Annotated in this window: 19 protein-coding genes; 6 read left to right on the top strand and 13 right to left on the bottom strand. The window is 59.4% G+C overall.

Features of this window, described 5'->3' with window-relative positions; translation table 11 throughout:
- Positions 1-29: 29 nt before the first annotated feature.
- The 3 genes from GLP52_RS06020 to GLP52_RS06010 are packed head-to-tail and all read right to left on the bottom strand — an operon-like array spanning position 30 to position 2,063.
- The gene (locus tag GLP52_RS06020; protein ID WP_237271834.1) at positions 30-821 is read right to left on the bottom strand and encodes an iron chelate uptake ABC transporter family permease subunit; all 792 of its coding nucleotides are present in this window, start codon (positions 819-821) and stop codon (positions 30-32) included.
- Positions 811-1,584 (bottom strand): metal ABC transporter ATP-binding protein, encoded by a 774-nt coding sequence (locus GLP52_RS06015; protein WP_237271833.1) that lies wholly within the window; start codon positions 1,582-1,584, stop codon positions 811-813. Before GLP52_RS06015 ends, GLP52_RS06020 begins: the two co-directional genes overlap by 11 nt.
- A complete protein-coding gene (locus GLP52_RS06010) occupies positions 1,581-2,063 on the bottom strand; it encodes a Fur family transcriptional regulator (RefSeq protein WP_093733929.1) in 483 nt (160 codons plus the stop codon). Before GLP52_RS06010 ends, GLP52_RS06015 begins: the two co-directional genes overlap by 4 nt.
- Positions 2,064-2,151: 88 nt before the next feature.
- Between GLP52_RS06010 and GLP52_RS06005 the strand changes: the two genes are divergently transcribed.
- The gene (locus GLP52_RS06005) at positions 2,152-3,213 is read left to right on the top strand and encodes a zinc ABC transporter substrate-binding protein (protein WP_237271832.1); all 1,062 of its coding nucleotides are present in this window, start codon (positions 2,152-2,154) and stop codon (positions 3,211-3,213) included.
- Between the two features lie 15 nt (positions 3,214-3,228).
- Here the strand turns inward: GLP52_RS06005 and GLP52_RS06000 are convergent, their stop codons facing one another.
- A complete protein-coding gene (locus GLP52_RS06000; protein WP_237271831.1) occupies positions 3,229-4,281 on the bottom strand; it encodes a permease in 1,053 nt (350 codons plus the stop codon).
- Entirely contained in the window at positions 4,278-4,592 is a 315-nt protein-coding gene (locus GLP52_RS05995) for an ArsR/SmtB family transcription factor (RefSeq protein ID WP_237271830.1), read from the bottom strand. The genes GLP52_RS06000 and GLP52_RS05995 overlap by 4 nt, the downstream gene beginning before the upstream one ends.
- Before the next feature lie 194 nt (positions 4,593-4,786).
- On the opposite strand from GLP52_RS05995, the gene GLP52_RS05990 reads away from it, so the two are divergent.
- From GLP52_RS05990 to GLP52_RS05970, 5 genes are all read left to right on the top strand, one after another.
- Positions 4,787-5,446 (top strand): ATP-dependent Clp protease proteolytic subunit, encoded by a 660-nt coding sequence (locus tag GLP52_RS05990; protein WP_093733925.1) that lies wholly within the window; start codon positions 4,787-4,789, stop codon positions 5,444-5,446.
- Positions 5,447-5,578: 132 nt separating this feature from the next.
- A complete protein-coding gene (clpX, locus tag GLP52_RS05985) occupies positions 5,579-6,844 on the top strand; it encodes an ATP-dependent Clp protease ATP-binding subunit ClpX (RefSeq protein ID WP_093733924.1) in 1,266 nt (421 codons plus the stop codon).
- A gap of 144 nt (positions 6,845-6,988) precedes the next feature.
- Positions 6,989-7,348: a RidA family protein gene (locus GLP52_RS05980; RefSeq protein WP_005852785.1), complete on the top strand. Its 360-nt coding sequence runs from the start codon at positions 6,989-6,991 to the stop codon at positions 7,346-7,348.
- Between the two features lie 83 nt (positions 7,349-7,431).
- Positions 7,432-7,815 carry an NADH:ubiquinone oxidoreductase subunit NDUFA12 gene (locus GLP52_RS05975; protein WP_093733922.1) on the top strand — a complete coding sequence of 128 codons (384 nt, stop codon included), beginning with the start codon at positions 7,432-7,434 and terminating at the stop codon, positions 7,813-7,815.
- 99 nt (positions 7,816-7,914) lie between these two features.
- Entirely contained in the window at positions 7,915-8,268 is a 354-nt protein-coding gene (locus GLP52_RS05970; protein ID WP_093733921.1) for a DUF2155 domain-containing protein, read from the top strand.
- Here GLP52_RS05970 and aat read toward each other — a convergent pair.
- The 8 genes from aat to GLP52_RS05930 all read right to left on the bottom strand — a co-directional run bounded on the left by aat (position 8,232) and on the right by GLP52_RS05930 (position 16,252).
- Positions 8,232-8,867, bottom strand: a complete 636-nt coding sequence (aat, locus tag GLP52_RS05965; RefSeq protein WP_093733920.1) for a leucyl/phenylalanyl-tRNA--protein transferase — start codon at positions 8,865-8,867, stop codon at positions 8,232-8,234. The genes GLP52_RS05970 and aat overlap by 37 nt on opposite strands.
- On the bottom strand, positions 8,860-10,212 hold the full coding sequence (gene accC, locus GLP52_RS05960) for an acetyl-CoA carboxylase biotin carboxylase subunit (RefSeq protein ID WP_237271829.1): 1,353 nt from the start codon (positions 10,210-10,212) through the stop codon (positions 8,860-8,862). Before accC ends, aat begins: the two co-directional genes overlap by 8 nt.
- Before the next feature lie 10 nt (positions 10,213-10,222).
- Complete coding sequence (gene accB / locus GLP52_RS05955) at positions 10,223-10,720, bottom strand: acetyl-CoA carboxylase biotin carboxyl carrier protein (RefSeq protein ID WP_093733918.1); 498 nt, start codon at positions 10,718-10,720, stop codon at positions 10,223-10,225.
- Positions 10,721-10,956: 236 nt separating this feature from the next.
- A complete protein-coding gene (locus GLP52_RS05950; protein ID WP_093733917.1) occupies positions 10,957-11,712 on the bottom strand; it encodes an ABC transporter ATP-binding protein in 756 nt (251 codons plus the stop codon).
- Positions 11,713-11,773: 61 nt separating this feature from the next.
- A complete protein-coding gene (locus GLP52_RS05945) occupies positions 11,774-12,538 on the bottom strand; it encodes an ABC transporter ATP-binding protein (protein WP_237271828.1) in 765 nt (254 codons plus the stop codon).
- 15 nt (positions 12,539-12,553) lie between these two features.
- The gene (locus tag GLP52_RS05940; protein ID WP_093733916.1) at positions 12,554-13,762 is read right to left on the bottom strand and encodes a branched-chain amino acid ABC transporter permease; all 1,209 of its coding nucleotides are present in this window, start codon (positions 13,760-13,762) and stop codon (positions 12,554-12,556) included.
- A gap of 3 nt (positions 13,763-13,765) precedes the next feature.
- Complete coding sequence (locus GLP52_RS05935) at positions 13,766-14,797, bottom strand: branched-chain amino acid ABC transporter permease (protein WP_237271827.1); 1,032 nt, start codon at positions 14,795-14,797, stop codon at positions 13,766-13,768.
- 90 nt (positions 14,798-14,887) lie between these two features.
- A complete protein-coding gene (locus GLP52_RS05930) occupies positions 14,888-16,252 on the bottom strand; it encodes a substrate-binding protein (protein WP_237271826.1) in 1,365 nt (454 codons plus the stop codon).
- Positions 16,253-16,272: the final 20 nt, after the last annotated feature.

Below are 16,272 nucleotides of genomic sequence, written 5' to 3'. Positions count from 1 at the left end.
GCCCTTGGTGGGTGTGCCGCGTAGAAAACCTAGCGCTTCAGCAGGGGGGCCACGCCGGAGGATAGCACGAACAGCAGCGCCGCGACGCTGACGATGCTGGGGCCGGTGGGCGTGTCAAATGCAAAGGACGCGGCCAGCCCGCCCAAGGCGGCGATCACCCCGATGACGCAGGCGGTCGCGGCCATGACCTCGGGCGTTCGGGCAAAGGGGCGTGCCGCGGCGGCGGGAATGATCAGCATCGCCGCGATCAGCAGCGCCCCGACGACTTTGATCGCGACCGCAACGGTCACCGCAAGCGCCAGCGTCAATATCAGCTGTTCACGCCGCGGGTTAACGCCGCTCGCCGTGGCCAGATCAGGGTTCAGCGTCGCCGATAACAATGCTTGCCAGCGCCAAACCAGCAGGGCGATCGACAGCAAAGCGCCGCTCCAGATGATCGCAAGATCGCTTTTGGTGACGGCCAGAATCTCTCCGAACAGATAGGCGCTGAGATCAACGCGCTGGTTCGGGAGCAGCGACACCGCCACAAGGCCGATGGCCAGCGCCCCGTGGGCCAGCACCCCCAGCAGCGTATCCGTGCCCAGGCTGCGCCCGTTCAGCGCCGTCACAATCAGCGCCATCGACAGGGCGACCAACAACACCCCGGCAAAGACCGGTAGTTCAAATGCCAAGGCCAGCGCGACACCCAGCAAGGCCGCATGCGATGTCGCATCGCCGAAATAAGCCATCCGCCGCCAGACCACAAAGCACCCCAAAGGGGCGGCTGCGAATGCCACGCCAATACCGGCAAGCCCGGCGCGTATCAAAAAGTCATCTAACATCTTGGTCCCCGTGCGCATGGTTGCAGCCCGCATCATGTGTATGGTCGTGGGTGTGATCATGCGAATGCGAATGTTCGTGCCGGTACAGCGCAAGCGCCCCTTGGGTGCCAGTGCCGAACAATGCGCGGTATTCCGGCGCGTCGGCGACGATTTCGGGCGTGCCTTCGCAGCAGACGTGACCGTTCAGGCACAACACCCGATCCGAGGCCGCCATCACCACATGCAAATCGTGGCTGACCATCAGTACGGCGCAGCCCATATCGCGGCGCACCTCTTCGATCTGGCGGTAAAACGCGGCAGAACCGGGTTGATCCAGCCCTTGGGTCGCTTCGTCCAAGATCAGGATATGGGGCTTGTTCAGCAGCGCACGGGCCAACAGGACGCGTTGGAACTGTCCGCCCGACAAATCGATCATCTGCTTTTTCGCAAGGTCCGTTACCCCCGCCTGCAGCAAGGCTTGGGCGACGGTATCACGCGGCTGACGACGGGGCAGGTTCAGAAACCCGCGCACCGTCAGCGGCAGCGTCGCATCGATTTGCAGCTTTTGCGGCACATAGCCGATGCGCAAATCCGGCGCACGGGTGATTGTGCCCGCGGCAGGTTTCAGCGCGCCAATCAGGGCGCGGAGCAGGCTGGACTTGCCCGATCCGTTAGGGCCGACGATGGTGACGATCTCTCCGGCATTTACGGCAATGTCGACGTCGCGCAGCACCGTTTGACCGCCAATGCGCAGGGTCAGATTATGGGTGGCGATCAGACTCATACGGCGGCCTCGTTCTGACACGCGGGACAAAGGCCTTGGGCCTCGATCACCGTGCGTTCAATCTGGAACCCCGCCGCGCGGGCCGCGTCGCCCAAACGCCCCTGCGTCAACGCCGTTTCGCTTTCGGCGACCGATTGGCAGCTGCGGCAGATCAGAAAGGCCGGCGTGTGGTCCAATCCGACATGGCTACAGGCGGTATAGGCATTCAGCGCCTCGATCCGGTGCGCAAGTCCGGCCTTTACCAAAAAATCCAGCGCGCGATAGGCGACAGGGGGCTGCGCGCCAAGCCCTTCGGCGGACAGATGCCCCAGAATGTCATAGGCCCCAAGGGCGCGGTGTTCGGCCAGCAACAATTCTAACACCCGGCGGCGCACCGGGGTCAGTCTTAGGTCCGAGGCCGCGCAACGCGCCTCTGCGGCGGCCATCGCGTCGTCGACACAGGCACCGTGATCATGCGTTTCAAATCCAAGGGTCGACATATTTGGCTCCGTAGCAGGGTTCGGTATTGATATGTTATAACGTGTGATCTATCAAGGTTATAGTATAACACTTTATGGGAGCCCCCTTATGCGCCGTCTGCTTTGCACCACCCTCCTTTTTTCTGCCGGTCTGGCCCACGCAGAGGTACCCCGCGTCGCCACCGACATCGCGCCGGTGCATTCGTTGGTGTCTATGGTGATGCAGGGGGCAGGCAGCCCCGATCTGATTATCCCGCCAGGCGCGTCGCCCCACAGCTATGCCATGCGCCCCACCGAAGCCCGCAATCTGGCGCAGGCTGATCTGGTGGTCTGGGTCGGGCCATCGCTGACCGCTTGGCTGGAGGGGCCTTTGGATAGTCTGGCACAGGATGCACAGCGCCTGACCCTGCAGGATGCGGACGGCATCCGCCTGTTGACCAACCGCAGCGGTGTTGCGTTCGAGGCGCATGACCACGGCGATGAAGCGGGGCATGAGGATCATGACGGCCACGACGACCATGATGACCATGAGGATCATGATGACCATGAGGATCACGAAGGGCACGATCATAGCGGCGATGACAATGGCGACGAAAAAGACCACGCCGATCATGAAGCCACTGACGCGCACGAAGGGCACGATCACGCGGCGGGCGCATTGGACCCGCATATGTGGCTCGACCCGCAGAATGCGATCGTCTGGCTGGATCAGATCGCGGCCATGCTGTCGCAGCAAGACCCTGAAAATGCTACGCTCTATAGCGGAAATGCCGAAAAGGCGCAGGCCCGTCTGACGGATTTGCAAACCGATCTACAGGCAGAGTTGGCACCGCTTGCGGGGCAGAAGTTCATCGTTTTCCACGATGCCTATCACTATTTCGAAGCCCGCTTTGGCGTAGAGGCAAGCGCGTCGATCTCCCTGAGCGATGGGGCGGCCCCCAGTGCTGCACGATTGGCCGAGGTGCGTGATGTGGTGAAAGATACTCGAGCGGCTTGCGTGTTTACAGAACCGCAGTTCAACACCGGCCTGATCGAGGCCCTGCAAGACGACGCACCGCTCAAGTCTGCCTCGCTTGACCCGATCGGCGCGCAGCTGGCACCGGGCGTCGAGATGTATCCATCCCTGCTGCGCGACCTGTCGGGGGCCTTCACGGCCTGTCTGGCAAATTAAGACCAGCTTTGGGTTTCACAGTGATACCCAAAGCTGAAACAGCAGCCCCGACACAAACGACCCTGTCAACGCGATCCCGATATACAGTGCAAAGACAGGGCGTTTGACCAGCGCCCAAACAGCGATGGCCGCGGGCAGGGATGTGACCCCGCCTGCGACCAGAAACGCGAGCCCGGCACCGGGTGCCATGCCTTGACCAAGCAGCCCGCCGACCAACGGCAGCGCCGCATAGCCGTTCAGATAGGCCGGTACCCCGACCAATGTCGCGACCCCGATTGGGACGATGCCGGTGCCGCCAAGGACACGCGTCACCAGCTCTGCGGGAATCCACGCCAGCATGAGGCTCTCGAGCAAGAACGCCAGCGCCAGCCATTTGGTTAGGAACAACGTGGTCTTGACGGCTTCGCGCAGGAATTTTGCCACCCGCGTGTCGTCGTGCCAAAAGGCCCAGACGACCGGCTGGGGCGTGCGCACCTTTGATGCACCGCAGCCGCCATTGCCGACACCGTCGCGCAACGGGTCTGCCAAGGCACCAGCGCGCGACAAGGCGTGTATGATCGTCCCTCCGAAGATGCCGAGCCCCACAGCGGCGAGGGTTTTAGCGATGGCAAACTCTGCCCCCATAACGCCGGTGGTGAGCAAGAACATCGACGGGTCCATCACGGGCGATGCCAGCCAAAAGGCCATGACTGCGGAGAGGGGAACCCCCATGGCAAGAAGCGCCGCGATCAACGGGATCACCCCGCAAGAGCAGAACGGCGACAGCCCGCCTGCCACGGCTGCGACGGCGATCATCACGGCGGGCGATCCGGTGAAAGCGCGCGCAATCAACCCGTCGGCCCCCGTCGCACTGGCGTAGGCCGCGACGCCGATAGACAAGAGCAAGAACGGCGCAACATCGATCAGATTGCGGATTGTGAACTGCACGCTGCTGGTCCCCAGCGGTGCGTCGACCACAAAGACCACCGCCAGCAGGCCGGCAAAGGCCAGCCATACACGTTCACGGGTCCAGATGTGATGCACCGCGTCGCGCAAGGCACTGCGGGAGGGGTGGGAAAGGTCGGTCATGCGGCGGCATCCTTATTGAGCGAAACGCCGGTGCAGCATTCCGAGGTTAGAAACGAAAGCGTTGCGCGCATGGCGTCAAAGTCCACGCGGTTAACGATGCGCCGCCCGTCGCGCCGCTGAATGATCAAACCGGCATCGACAAGCGCCCCTAGATGATGGGCAAGAGTGGAAGGGGCGGCGTTCAGATGCGTCCCGATTTCACCAACGGTCAGCGCATCGTCTCCGGCGCGCACAAGAAGGCGAAAGATCTCGAGGCGGGTGTCGTGGCCAAGGGCGGCGAGCGCGCGGGCGGTTTTTTGATGTGCTGTCATGGGGCTAGGATAAAACTATAAAACTAGTTTTGTAAAGATGATTCGGGCGGTGCGCACTGTTTAACCAAGCCGCCAAATCCTCGGCCAGCCAGATGATCGGGCCTGCCCCCCTTGAACCCCTTAGATGCCGCGATTAATCTTAAGCCAAGGTTTCGCGGGTATGGTCCGGCGAACGGCAATATCAGGCAGGCTTTATGAACGATCCACACGATACATATATGAACACGCTGGTCCCTATGGTGGTTGAACAGACCAGCCGGGGCGAACGTGCGTACGACATCTTCTCGCGTCTGCTGAAAGAGCGGATCATTTTCCTGAACGGGCCTGTCCATGACGGTATGTCCTCGCTCATCGTTGCGCAGCTTTTGCATCTCGAGGCAGAGAATCCCTCCAAGGAAATCTCTATGTATATCAATAGCCCAGGCGGTGTTGTGACCTCCGGTCTGTCGATCTACGACACGATGCAGTATATCAAACCGAAGGTATCGACGCTGGTCATCGGGCAAGCGGCGTCCATGGGGTCGCTGTTGTTGCAAGCGGGCGAAAAAGGCATGCGATTCTCGTTGCCCAACAGCCGCGTCATGGTCCACCAGCCATCCGGCGGGTATCAGGGTCAGGCGACGGACATCATGATTCACGCGCAGGAAACGCAAAAGTTGAAAACGCGCCTGAACGAGATTTATGTTAAACACACCGGCCAGCCGTTGGAAAAAGTCGAAGCCGCACTCGAGCGGGACAACTTCATGTCCCCCGAGGAAGCCAAAGACTGGGGCCTGATTGACGAGATCGTCGAAAATCGTGGCAAGATGGATGATCCTGACGCGCCAAAAGCTGACGACAAAAAAGGCAAGTAAATAAGGCGTGCGTGGCCCGTTATTTTACGATTGTGGACCACGCACCGCTGGCCTAAGCTGGCACCGAGCAAAAAAATATAGATGGCTGCCGTATGGCGGGCACGATCAAACGACAGACCTGAAAGGGTTGAAATGGCTAATACTTCGAGCGGCGACAGCAAAAACACACTTTATTGCAGCTTTTGTGGCAAAAGTCAGCATGAGGTGCGCAAGCTGATTGCAGGTCCGACTGTCTTCATTTGTGACGAATGTGTCGAACTTTGCATGGATATCATCCGCGAGGAAACCAAAGCCTCGGGGCTGAAGGCCACCGATGGCGTGCCGACGCCCAAGGACATTTGTGATGTTCTGGACGATTACGTGATCGGGCAGGCAATGGCCAAGCGGGTTTTGTCAGTTGCCGTGCACAACCACTATAAACGTCTGAACCACGCCCAAAAGGGCGGCGACATTGAGCTGGCGAAATCCAACATTCTGCTGATCGGCCCGACCGGTTGTGGTAAAACGCTACTGGCGCAAACGCTTGCACGTATTCTGGATGTGCCATTCACCATGGCCGATGCGACGACACTGACCGAAGCGGGCTATGTCGGCGAAGATGTGGAAAACATCATCCTCAAGCTGTTGCAGTCGTCGGAATATAACGTTGAACGCGCACAGCGCGGGATCGTCTACATTGACGAAGTTGATAAAATCACACGCAAGTCCGAAAACCCAAGCATCACCCGTGATGTGTCGGGAGAGGGTGTGCAGCAGGCCTTGCTGAAGCTGATGGAAGGCACCGTCGCCTCTGTGCCGCCGCAAGGTGGGCGCAAGCATCCGCAACAGGAATTCCTGCAAGTGGATACCACGAACATCCTGTTCATCTGTGGTGGTGCTTTTGCCGGCCTGGACCGGATCATCGCAGCGCGCGGTAAAGGGTCCGCCATGGGCTTTGGCGCTGATGTGCGCGACAAGGATGCCCGTGGTATCGGCGAGATCTTCACCGACCTCGAGCCCGAAGATTTGCTGAAATTCGGCTTGATTCCGGAATTCGTTGGCCGTTTGCCGGTTCTGGCAACGCTTGAGGATCTGGACGAGGATGCGCTGGTCACAATTCTGACCGAACCGAAAAACGCATTGGTTAAACAGTACCAGCGTCTGTTCGAAATCGAGGATACGCAGCTGACCTTTACCGATGATGCGCTTTCGGCAATTGCGAAACGCGCCATCCAGCGCAAAACCGGTGCACGTGGCCTGCGCTCCATCCTCGAAGACATCTTGTTGAACACGATGTTCGATCTGCCCGGCATGGACAGCGTGACCGAAGTGGTCGTTAACGAAGAAGCCGTGAACTCTGATGCGGCACCGCTGATGATCCACGCCGATGCCGAGAAAGAGCCCGCAACCGCAGGCTAAGATCAACGGCATTTTATCCGATCAAGGCGCGCCAGAGATGGCGCGCCTTTTTCACATCCAGCCGCAGTTCCAGTTTTGCCGCTTGACCTCTGACGGGCCAAGCGCTTTGACAGAGGCGTAGGCATGACAGACAAGAGGCGCATCATGACAAGACGTATTTTTTCGGGCGGTGAATTTGAGGCCAAGATCGGCTATTGCCGCGCCGTTGTGGCGGGGGGCTTTGTCCATGTGGCGGGCACCGTGGGGCAGGGCGATACCGTGACCGACCAATGCCGCGCCGCCCTTGCGACCATCGAGGGGGCCCTGCGCGAGGCAGGCTGCACCATGGCCGATGTGGTCCGCGTCAATTACTACCTGCCTGATCGCGCCGAGTTTGAACCCTGCTGGCCTATCCTGTCAGAGGTTTTTGGCGATGCGCCACCAGCGGCAACCATGATCGAATGTGGGCTGATCGATGACAAATACCGCATCGAAATTGAAGTCACCGCCTGCCTACCCGGCTGAAAACCGCGGCTATGCGCCCCGAAGCCCGCTAGACCTTTGCGCGGCCTTGGTGCATATATCCATCAAAGCTTCAGGAGACCACTATGGGCATTCTCAACTCTCTTTTGCGCGGCGTGACGTGGTGGAACGGCCAGACGCTGAACACACAGCTGTTCACGTGGCGCAAGGGCATCAAGGTCGGCGAAGACGCCGAGGGCAATATGTACTACCGCAACGCGGACAGCAGCAAACGCTGGGTCATCTTTAACGGCGAGATCGAAGCGACCCGTGTGAATGCAGACTGGCACGGCTGGCTGCATCATTCGTGGGATGAAACTCCGCAAGATCGCCCGCTGGTACATAAAACGTGGGAAAAGCCCCACCAAGAGAACCTGACCGGCACCGCGCTGGCCTATGCGCCTGCGGGATCGATACGCCGTGAAAAGCCCGCCGACCGCGGTGACTACGAGGCATGGCAACCCGAATAAAAGCCCCCGTGCGCCTTTACGGGGGCGCACGAAGCTGCGGGCGTCTGGCCGGTACGTGGCACTGAAAGACGCCGTTTTGACGTTCAAGGAACCCATGTGATGCGCAAGATTTTTATGATCCTCGCCGTGATGGCCGCGCCCGTGCAGGCACAGCAAGTCGCCAGCGCTGAAGGCGGCGTCTTGCGGGCGCTGGACAAGGTATCGGGCCTGTCGCGTGACGTAGAGATGCAGCGCGGAGAGACGTCGCGCGTGGGTAGCCTGAATGTGACCCTGAACGAATGCCGCTATCCTGAGGGCAACCCTGCGGGCGACGCCTATGCCGAGCTTGATATCGTCGAGACTGGCGAGGAGAACCGGCTTTTTGCCGGCTGGATGATCGCCTCTGCGCCTGCGCTTTCAGCGCTGGAACATCCCCGCTATGATATCTGGGTCATCCGCTGCTCCACATCCTGAGGCGTGGCAGCATGGGGCGCAGTAAAGTCCGCGTTTTTCATCAAGGCCATTTCTAGCCGAGCGTGATAGGCGGCGCGAGTGATCTCCTGCGCACCAAGAGACGCCAGGTGCGGTGTCAGGAACTGCGTGTCGAACAGGGTAAACCCGCCGCGGTTCAGCCGGTCCACCAGACAGGCCAGCGCGATCTTTGATGCATTATCGCGCCGCGAAAACATGCTTTCGCCAAAAAACGCGCGCCCCAGCGTGACGCCGTAGACGCCACCCACTAAAACATCGCCTTCCCAGACCTCAAGCGCATGGGCGTGACCTTGGGCATGTAGCTTAGCGTACAGCGCAAAAATCTCGGCGTTGATCCATGTATCGGCGCGGTCGGCGCAGCCGGATACGACGTCTTTAAATGCGGTGTCGATGTTGATGGTAAAGCGTGTCCGCCGCATCGCGCGCGCAAGGGACCGCGAGATGTGGAACCCGTCCAGCGGGAAGATGCCCCGCCGCCGCGGGTCGACCCAGAAGATTTCCGGGTCGTCGCGGTGTTCGGCCATGGGAAAGATCCCCATGGAATAGCCGTGCAATAACAGCTCTGGCGTCAGGTCAGGCATTGCCCAAATTTGTTTCAAGCCAATGCTCTAGCCAGTGGATGTTATAGTCCCCTGTCAGCACGTCCTGTTCGTCAAGCAGCGCGTGAAACAGCGGGATCGTCGTGTCGACCCCGTCCACGATCAGCTCTCCCAAGGCACGGCGCAGACGCGCCAGCGCTTCGGGACGGTCGCGCCCGTGAACGATCAGCTTGCCGATCAGGCTGTCGTAGTAGGGCGGGATTTTATAGCCGTCATACAGCGCACTATCCATCCGCACACCAAGCCCGCCTGGGGCATGATACTGCGTGATCTTGCCCGGGCAGGGCGAGAAGTTCGGCAGTTTTTCAGCGTTGATCCGGACCTCGATCGCGTGGCCGTTGATCTTCAGGTCTTCTTGGGTAAAGGACAAATCCATACCGGCAGCGACGCGAATTTGTTCGCGCACCAGATCGACCCCAAAGATGGCTTCGGTGACGGGGTGTTCGACCTGCAAACGCGTGTTCATTTCGATGAAATAGAACTCGCCGTTTTCATACAGGAATTCGACCGTGCCCGCGCCGATGTAGTTGATGTTGGCCATCGCATCCGCGCAGACTTTACCGATACGCGCCCGTTCTTCGGCGGTGATCGACGGGCCGGGGGCTTCTTCGAAGACCTTCTGGTGGCGGCGTTGCAGCGAACAGTCGCGTTCGCCCAGATGGACAGCGCGACCTTTGCCATCGCCGAACACCTGAATTTCGATGTGGCGCGGCGTGGTGAGGTATTTCTCGATATAGACTTCGTCGTTGCCGAAGTTCGATTTCCCTTCGGCACGGGCTGTCATGAAGGCACGTTCCATTTCAGCGGCGGATTGCGCCACTTTCATGCCCTTGCCCCCACCCCCGGCGGTTGCCTTGATGATTACCGGATAGCCGATTTCCTCGCCGATACGCTTTGCGTCGGCCAGTGTGGGCACACCACCGTCAGAGCCGGGAACGCAGGGCACGCCAAGCTCTTTCATGGTGTCTTTGGCGGTGATCTTGTCGCCCATAATGCGGATGTGTTCCGCTGTGGGGCCGATAAAGGTCAGATCGTGGTCTTCGACGATCTGCACAAAGCCCGCGTTTTCGGACAAGAAACCGTATCCGGGGTGGATCGCTTCGGCACCGGTGATTTCGCAGGCGGCGATGATCGACGGAATCGACAGATAGGATTGCTGCGAGGAGGGCGGGCCGATGCAGACAGATTCGTCTGCCATGCGCACATGCATCGCATCGCTGTCTGCCGTCGAATGGACCGCGACAGACCCGATGCCCATCTCGCGGGCCGCACGGATCACGCGCAACGCGATCTCGCCGCGGTTTGCGACTAGGATTTTTTTGAACATAGGTTTCGCCTTATTCCAGGATCACCAAGGGCGCGCCAAATTCAACGGCGGCGCCATCATCGACCAAAATCCGCTTTACCGTGCCGGAACGTGGCGCTGGAATGTGGTTCATTGTTTTCATCGCTTCAACGATCAGCAGCGTGTCGCCTTCGGCAACGGAGGTCCCGACCGAGATAAACGAAGGCGCGCCAGGTTCGGCTTGCATATATACCGTCCCCACCATCGGAGAGACGACAGCACCGGGGTGATCCGCGGGATCGCTGGCTTCTGCTGCAGGGGCTGCGGCTGCCGGGGCGGCGGGCGCGGGCGCTGCATAGTGCGCAGGGGCCGATTGCGCCTGATGCGGTGCTACGATCTGTTGCGGTGGTTTGCGGCTGACGCGCACATTCAGGCTGTCATCCTCGGCGTAATCCCGCTTGACCTGCAATTCGGTCAGATCGTTTTCGTTCAGCAACTCGGCGAGCGCTTGGATAAAAGCCACATCGGCGTCATGGGTGTTTTTTGTCATATTTTCCTCAGCCAGTCAAAGTCGATAGGGCGCTGCCTGTGCCCTTGAATTGCTGCCTTATAGGGCATGGGCGCAGTCATGAAAAGCAAGCAGTTGCCTAACGTCACCTATGCCGCGAGAGGCGGCGGATCGGGGCAGGGGGGATATGCAATGGGGCAAGGGGACGCGGACGCGGAAAAATGCCGGTTTGAAACGCATGTTTCGCCAGAAATTACCGCGTCCACATAATGTTAGGGTCAGATTGCCAGATATTCGGCCCGCAGTTCGGCATTGTTTAACACCTCTTCGGCAGTGCCGTCAAAGACCACGCCGCCGGTATCAAGGATCACCGCACGATCCGCGAGCTTGAGCGCACGCACCGCGTTTTGTTCAACCAAAATGGTGGTAATGCCTTGGGATTTGATCAGTGATAGGGTCTTTTCGATCTCGTCCACGATCACGGGGGCAAGCCCCTCATAGGGTTCATCCAGCAATAGCACCTTGATGTCACGGGCCAGCGCGCGGGCAATCGCCAGCATCTGTTGTTCGCCGCCCGACAGGGTCACGCCCTCTTGTTTGCGGCGCTCTTTCAGACGGGGAAACAGGTCATAGATGCGGTCAAGCGACCAGCCGATGGGTGGGGCGATCTGCGCCAGTTGCAGGTTTTCCTCGACCGTGAGACCCGCGATGATACGGCGGTCTTCGGGGACCAGCGCCAGACCGTTGGCGGCGGCCTCGTGGCTTGCCATCTTGTGCAGCGGCTGGTGGTCGAGCCAAACCTCGCCCTTGCGCAATTCGGGGTCGCCAATCTGGGCGATGGCCCGCAGGGTCGACGTTTTCCCCGCCCCGTTGCGGCCCAGAAGCGCCAGAATCTCGCCTTCGTGCACGTTAAAGCTGACGCCCTGCACGATATAGCTTTCGCCGTAATAGGCGTGGATGTCCCAGACCGAAAGATAGGCGGGGGCAGTAGCGGCGTGGTTGGCGCTGTTCGAGAAATCGGGTTTCGTGTTCATAGTCTTGTCCTTGCAAAGCCTCTGGTGCGGGGTGACGCGCGAAGGGCGGAGCCCCCGCGCGTCAGGCGGCGTCCTGGGATTCGCCCAAGTAAGCCTCGCGCACCTTGGGGTGGCCTTTGATGTTGTCGGGGGTGTCTTCGACCAGCGGGGTGCCTTGCGCCAACACGGTGATCCGTTCCGCCAGCGAGAACACCACATGCATGTCGTGTTCGATGATGGCGATGGTGATGTCGCGTTCGTCCTTGATCTGTTTCAGCAGGTCGATGGTATTGTTGGTATCGGCCCGCGCCATGCCCGCTGTGGGTTCATCCAGCAGCAGCAGTCGCGGGTCTTGCGACAGGCACATCGCGATTTCCAACCGACGTTTATCACCGCGTGACATAGAAGCCGCGTGCATATGGCGCTTGTCGGCGAGCTTCATCTCGACCAGCATTTCTTCGGCTTTTTCGATCACGTCGCGCTGGCTCGACATGGCGGTAAGCGCGTTCATCTGGAACGCCCCGTCACGTTTGGCAAAGCAGGGGATCAGCATGTTTTCCTGCACACTGAGATCGCCAAAGATCTCGGGCGTTTGAAATACGCGCGAAATCCCCATCTGGTTGATCTCGTAGGGTTTGCGCCCCAGCACCGACTGCCCGTCGAACATAACCGATCCGGTATCGGGGATCAGTTTGCCCACCAGACAGTTCAGCAGCGTGGATTTACCCGCCCCGTTCGGCCCGATAATGGCATGGACCGAATTTTCCGCAACGCTGAGGTTCACGTTGCTCAGCGCTTGCAACCCGCCGAAACGTTTGCCGACATTTTTGACTTCGAGAATGGCCATCTGTTCAGCTCCTTCTTATTCGGCTGGGGGTGTGTTGCGTTGTGCGGCGGCGTCGGCTTCGACCGATCCCGCGTTCCGGTCCTTGCGACGGAACACGCGACCGATGCGTTGGCCACCTTCGACCAGACCACCGGGCAAGAAGATCACGACCAGCATGAACAGCAGACCCAAGGTTAGGTGCCAGCCCTTGCCGACAAAGGGGTGGATCACCGCGATCAGCATGTCTTCCAGCCCATCGGGCATGAAAGAGAACCAGCCGTGCAGAACGTTATCGTTGATCTTGGAAAAGATATTTTCAAAATACTTGATAAAGCCCGCGCCCAGTACCGGCCCCAGAAGGGTGCCCGCACCCCCAAGGATGGTCATCAGAACAACCTCGCCCGAGGCGGTCCACTGCATCCGTTCGGCCCCAGCAAGCGGGTCCATTGCCGCCAGCAGGCCACCGGCCAGACCGGCATACATGCCAGAGATAACAAAGGCCGCCAGCGTGTAGGGTTTGGTGTTCAGGCCGGTGTAGTTCATCCGTTGCTGGTTCGATTTCACGGCCCGCAGCATCATCCCGAAGGGCGACCGGAAGACGCGGATCGAGATATAGAACGCCAGCAGCATGATCACTGCACAAAGGTAGTAGCCGACCGAGAAGGTGAAGGACCAAGCCCCGAAATCCAACGTCGTCGCGGCATTCATCTGCGCCCCGAAAAGGTTGGGGTAGCTGGGCGCGTTCGCACCGTCCAGAATACGCGGATCGCTGAGCGAGATTTGCAGCCCGGTTTCGCCATTGGTGATCGGCGTCAGCACCGAATAGGCAAGGTTGAACGACATCTGCGCAAAGGCGAGCGTGAGGATCGAAAAGTAGATCCCCGACCGGCGCAGCGAGACAAAGCCGATCACGACAGAGAAGAGCCCCGCCACGATCACCGACAAAAGGATCGCGGGGATCACGTTCATCGACAAGAGCTTCATCATCCACACGGCAGAGTAGGAACCGACCCCCAGAAAGGCCGCGTGACCAAAGGAGAGGTATCCGGTCAGCCCGAACAGAATGTTGAACCCGATGGCAAAGATGCCAAAGATCACAAAGCGTTGCATCAAGTCAGGGTAGCCGGCGTTGAACTGCGCCAGCCCTGATCCGGCGGGGAAGGGGTTCAGGATGATAGGGGCTGCCATGGTCAGGAATGCCACCACCAACAGAAGGAGAAAGTCTTTTTTAGTGAGTGATTGCATGGGTTATTCCTCCATCACGCCTTTGCGACCCATTAGGCCACGGGGGCGTGTCAGCAAGATAAGGATCGCGACAACGTAAATGATGATCTGGTCAATGCCGGGCAGGATGTTCTTGACCTCGTTCATAGAGGCAAAGCTTTCCAGGACACCCAGCAAGAACCCCGCCAGAACGGCCCCGGGTAAAGACCCCATGCCGCCGACAACGACGACCACAAAGCTCAGCACCAGAAAATCCATACCCATATGGTAGTTGGGCGAATTGATCGGCGCGTACATGACACCGGCCAGACCGGCGACCGCGGCGGCGATGCCGAACATGATGGTGAAACGTTTGTCGATGTTGATGCCCAGCAGACCTACGGTCTCGCGGTCAGCCATACCGGCACGCACGACCATCCCGAAGGTGGTGAACTGCAAGAAGGCAAAAACGCCGCCGATGATGACCGCCGAGAAAGCGAAATAGATCAGGCGCCAGTAGGGGTAGATGATCGCATTAGGATCAAAGCCCAGCATCACGCCAAAGTCGAACGACCCGCGAAAGGCTTCGGGGGCAGAGGTCGGGATCGGGTTGGCACCGTAGAAGTACTTGATCACCTCTTGCAGCACGATCGCCAGACCGAAAGTCACAAGGATCTGGTCCGCGTGGGGGCGTTTGTAGAAGTGTTTGATCAACCCGCGTTCCATAACAAAGCCGATGACCAGCATGATCGGTACGGCAAAGAGGATCGACAGGGGAACCGACCAATCCAGCATCCAGGCACCGGCGGTCTCTCCGAACCAGTCCTTGATATAAAGGATGTCATCGTACTTTGGTTTGCCCAGAAAATCGACGCCGGACGGTTCCGATGCCTTGTGGCTCAGCGTGAAAATCTTGCTTAGCGTGACGGCGCAGAAGGCACCGATCATGAACAGCGCCCCATGGGCAAAGTTCACGACACCCAGCGTGCCGAAAATCAACGTCAGACCAAGCGCGATGAGCGCATAGGCTGAACCTTTGTCCAACCCGTTAAGAAGTTGCAAAAGAATGGCGTCCATCGCGGTGCCCTCGAATTTTTAAGAAGTGAAAAACGGAAAAATTCCGCCGGCAAGGTAAGGCAGGGGTCGCCCCCCGCCTTAGACTTGGATTTACGCGCCGGGGTTACAGTCGCCCAGCTCGCCACCCGCAAACATCGGGTGATCGACGTCATAGGTGACTTGCTCGGCTGGGGTGACTTCGACGATTTCCACGAGATCGAATTCGTTCTCGGGATTCTCTTTGCCGCGCACGACCACAACGTCCTTAAAGCACTGGTGGTCGCCAGCACGGTACAGCGTTGGACCGTTGCCCAGACCATCGAATTCGAAACCGGCAAGGGCTTCGCCAACGGCGCAGGGGTTAAACGAACCGGCACGGGCCACAGCATCCGCATAAAGCAGTGTTTGCGCATAGCATGTCTGAGCCGCCTGGCTGGGTGGGAAGCCGTATTTTTCGCCAAAGGACTGAACGAAAGCGTTGGTGCCTTTGTAGCGGTCTCCCATCTGGTTCTCGAGCTTCCAGTCCCAGTTTTGCGAACCGACGATACCGGTGATGTTCTCACCCGCACCGCGGGCCATCAGCTCGGAATATAGCGGCACAACGATTTCGAAGTTCTTGCCGTTCACCTGCTTGTCGCGCAGGCCGAACTGCACGGCGTTGGTCAGCGAGTTGACCATGTTTCCGCCGTAGTGGTTCAGAACCAATACATCGGCACCGGAATTCAGCACAGGCGCGATGTAGGACGAGAAATCGGTCGCGGCGAGCGGCGTGCGCACGTCGTTGATGGTTTCCCAGCCCATGGCTTCGGTCGCGGCCTGAATGGATTCCTGCTGCGTCCAGCCCCATGTGTAGTCGGCTGTCAGACTATAGACCTTACGGTCGTCGCCATAGAGGTTCTTCAGCACCGGAGCGAGCGCCGCAGCGGACATGTAAGCGTTAAAGAAGTGGCGGAAGCCGTTGGCTTTCTTGTCTTTTCCGGTGGTGTCGTTCGAATGGGTCAGACCCGACATAAAGATCACGCCGGCCTCTTGGCACAAGCCTTGAACAGCAACAGCTACGCCCGAGCTTGAGCCGCCCGAGATCATGATCGCGCCGTCTTTCTGGATCATCGACTGCGCCGATGCGCGGGCCGCGTCCGATTTCGTCTGCGTGTCGCCGGTGACGAACTGGACCTTCTTGCCCATGATCCCGTTACCTTCCAGCGCCTTGGAGCTGAAGGTGTTCAGCATGCCGCCGTCGCCCTGACCGTTCAGGTGTTCGACCGCCAGCTCGAACGCGCGCAGTTCGTCTGCGCCCTCGTCCGCGTAGGGGCCCGATTGTGGCACGTTAAAGCCCAGCGTCACCGTGTCGCCCGTTGGCGCGTTCGTGAAACCGGAATGCGCGGCAGCGCTTAGATACGTCGGCAAGGCAAGACCAGCACCGGCAGCAGCGCCGGTTTTGATCACGCCGCGACGCGTCAAGTTAGAAAATGTCATGTATTTCCTCCCAAATGTTG

It is taken from the genome of Sulfitobacter sp. M22 (genome assembly GCF_021736025.1).
Lineage (GTDB): Bacteria > Pseudomonadota > Alphaproteobacteria > Rhodobacterales > Rhodobacteraceae > Sulfitobacter > Sulfitobacter litoralis.
This window is presented reverse-complemented; position numbering and strand designations above follow the sequence as displayed.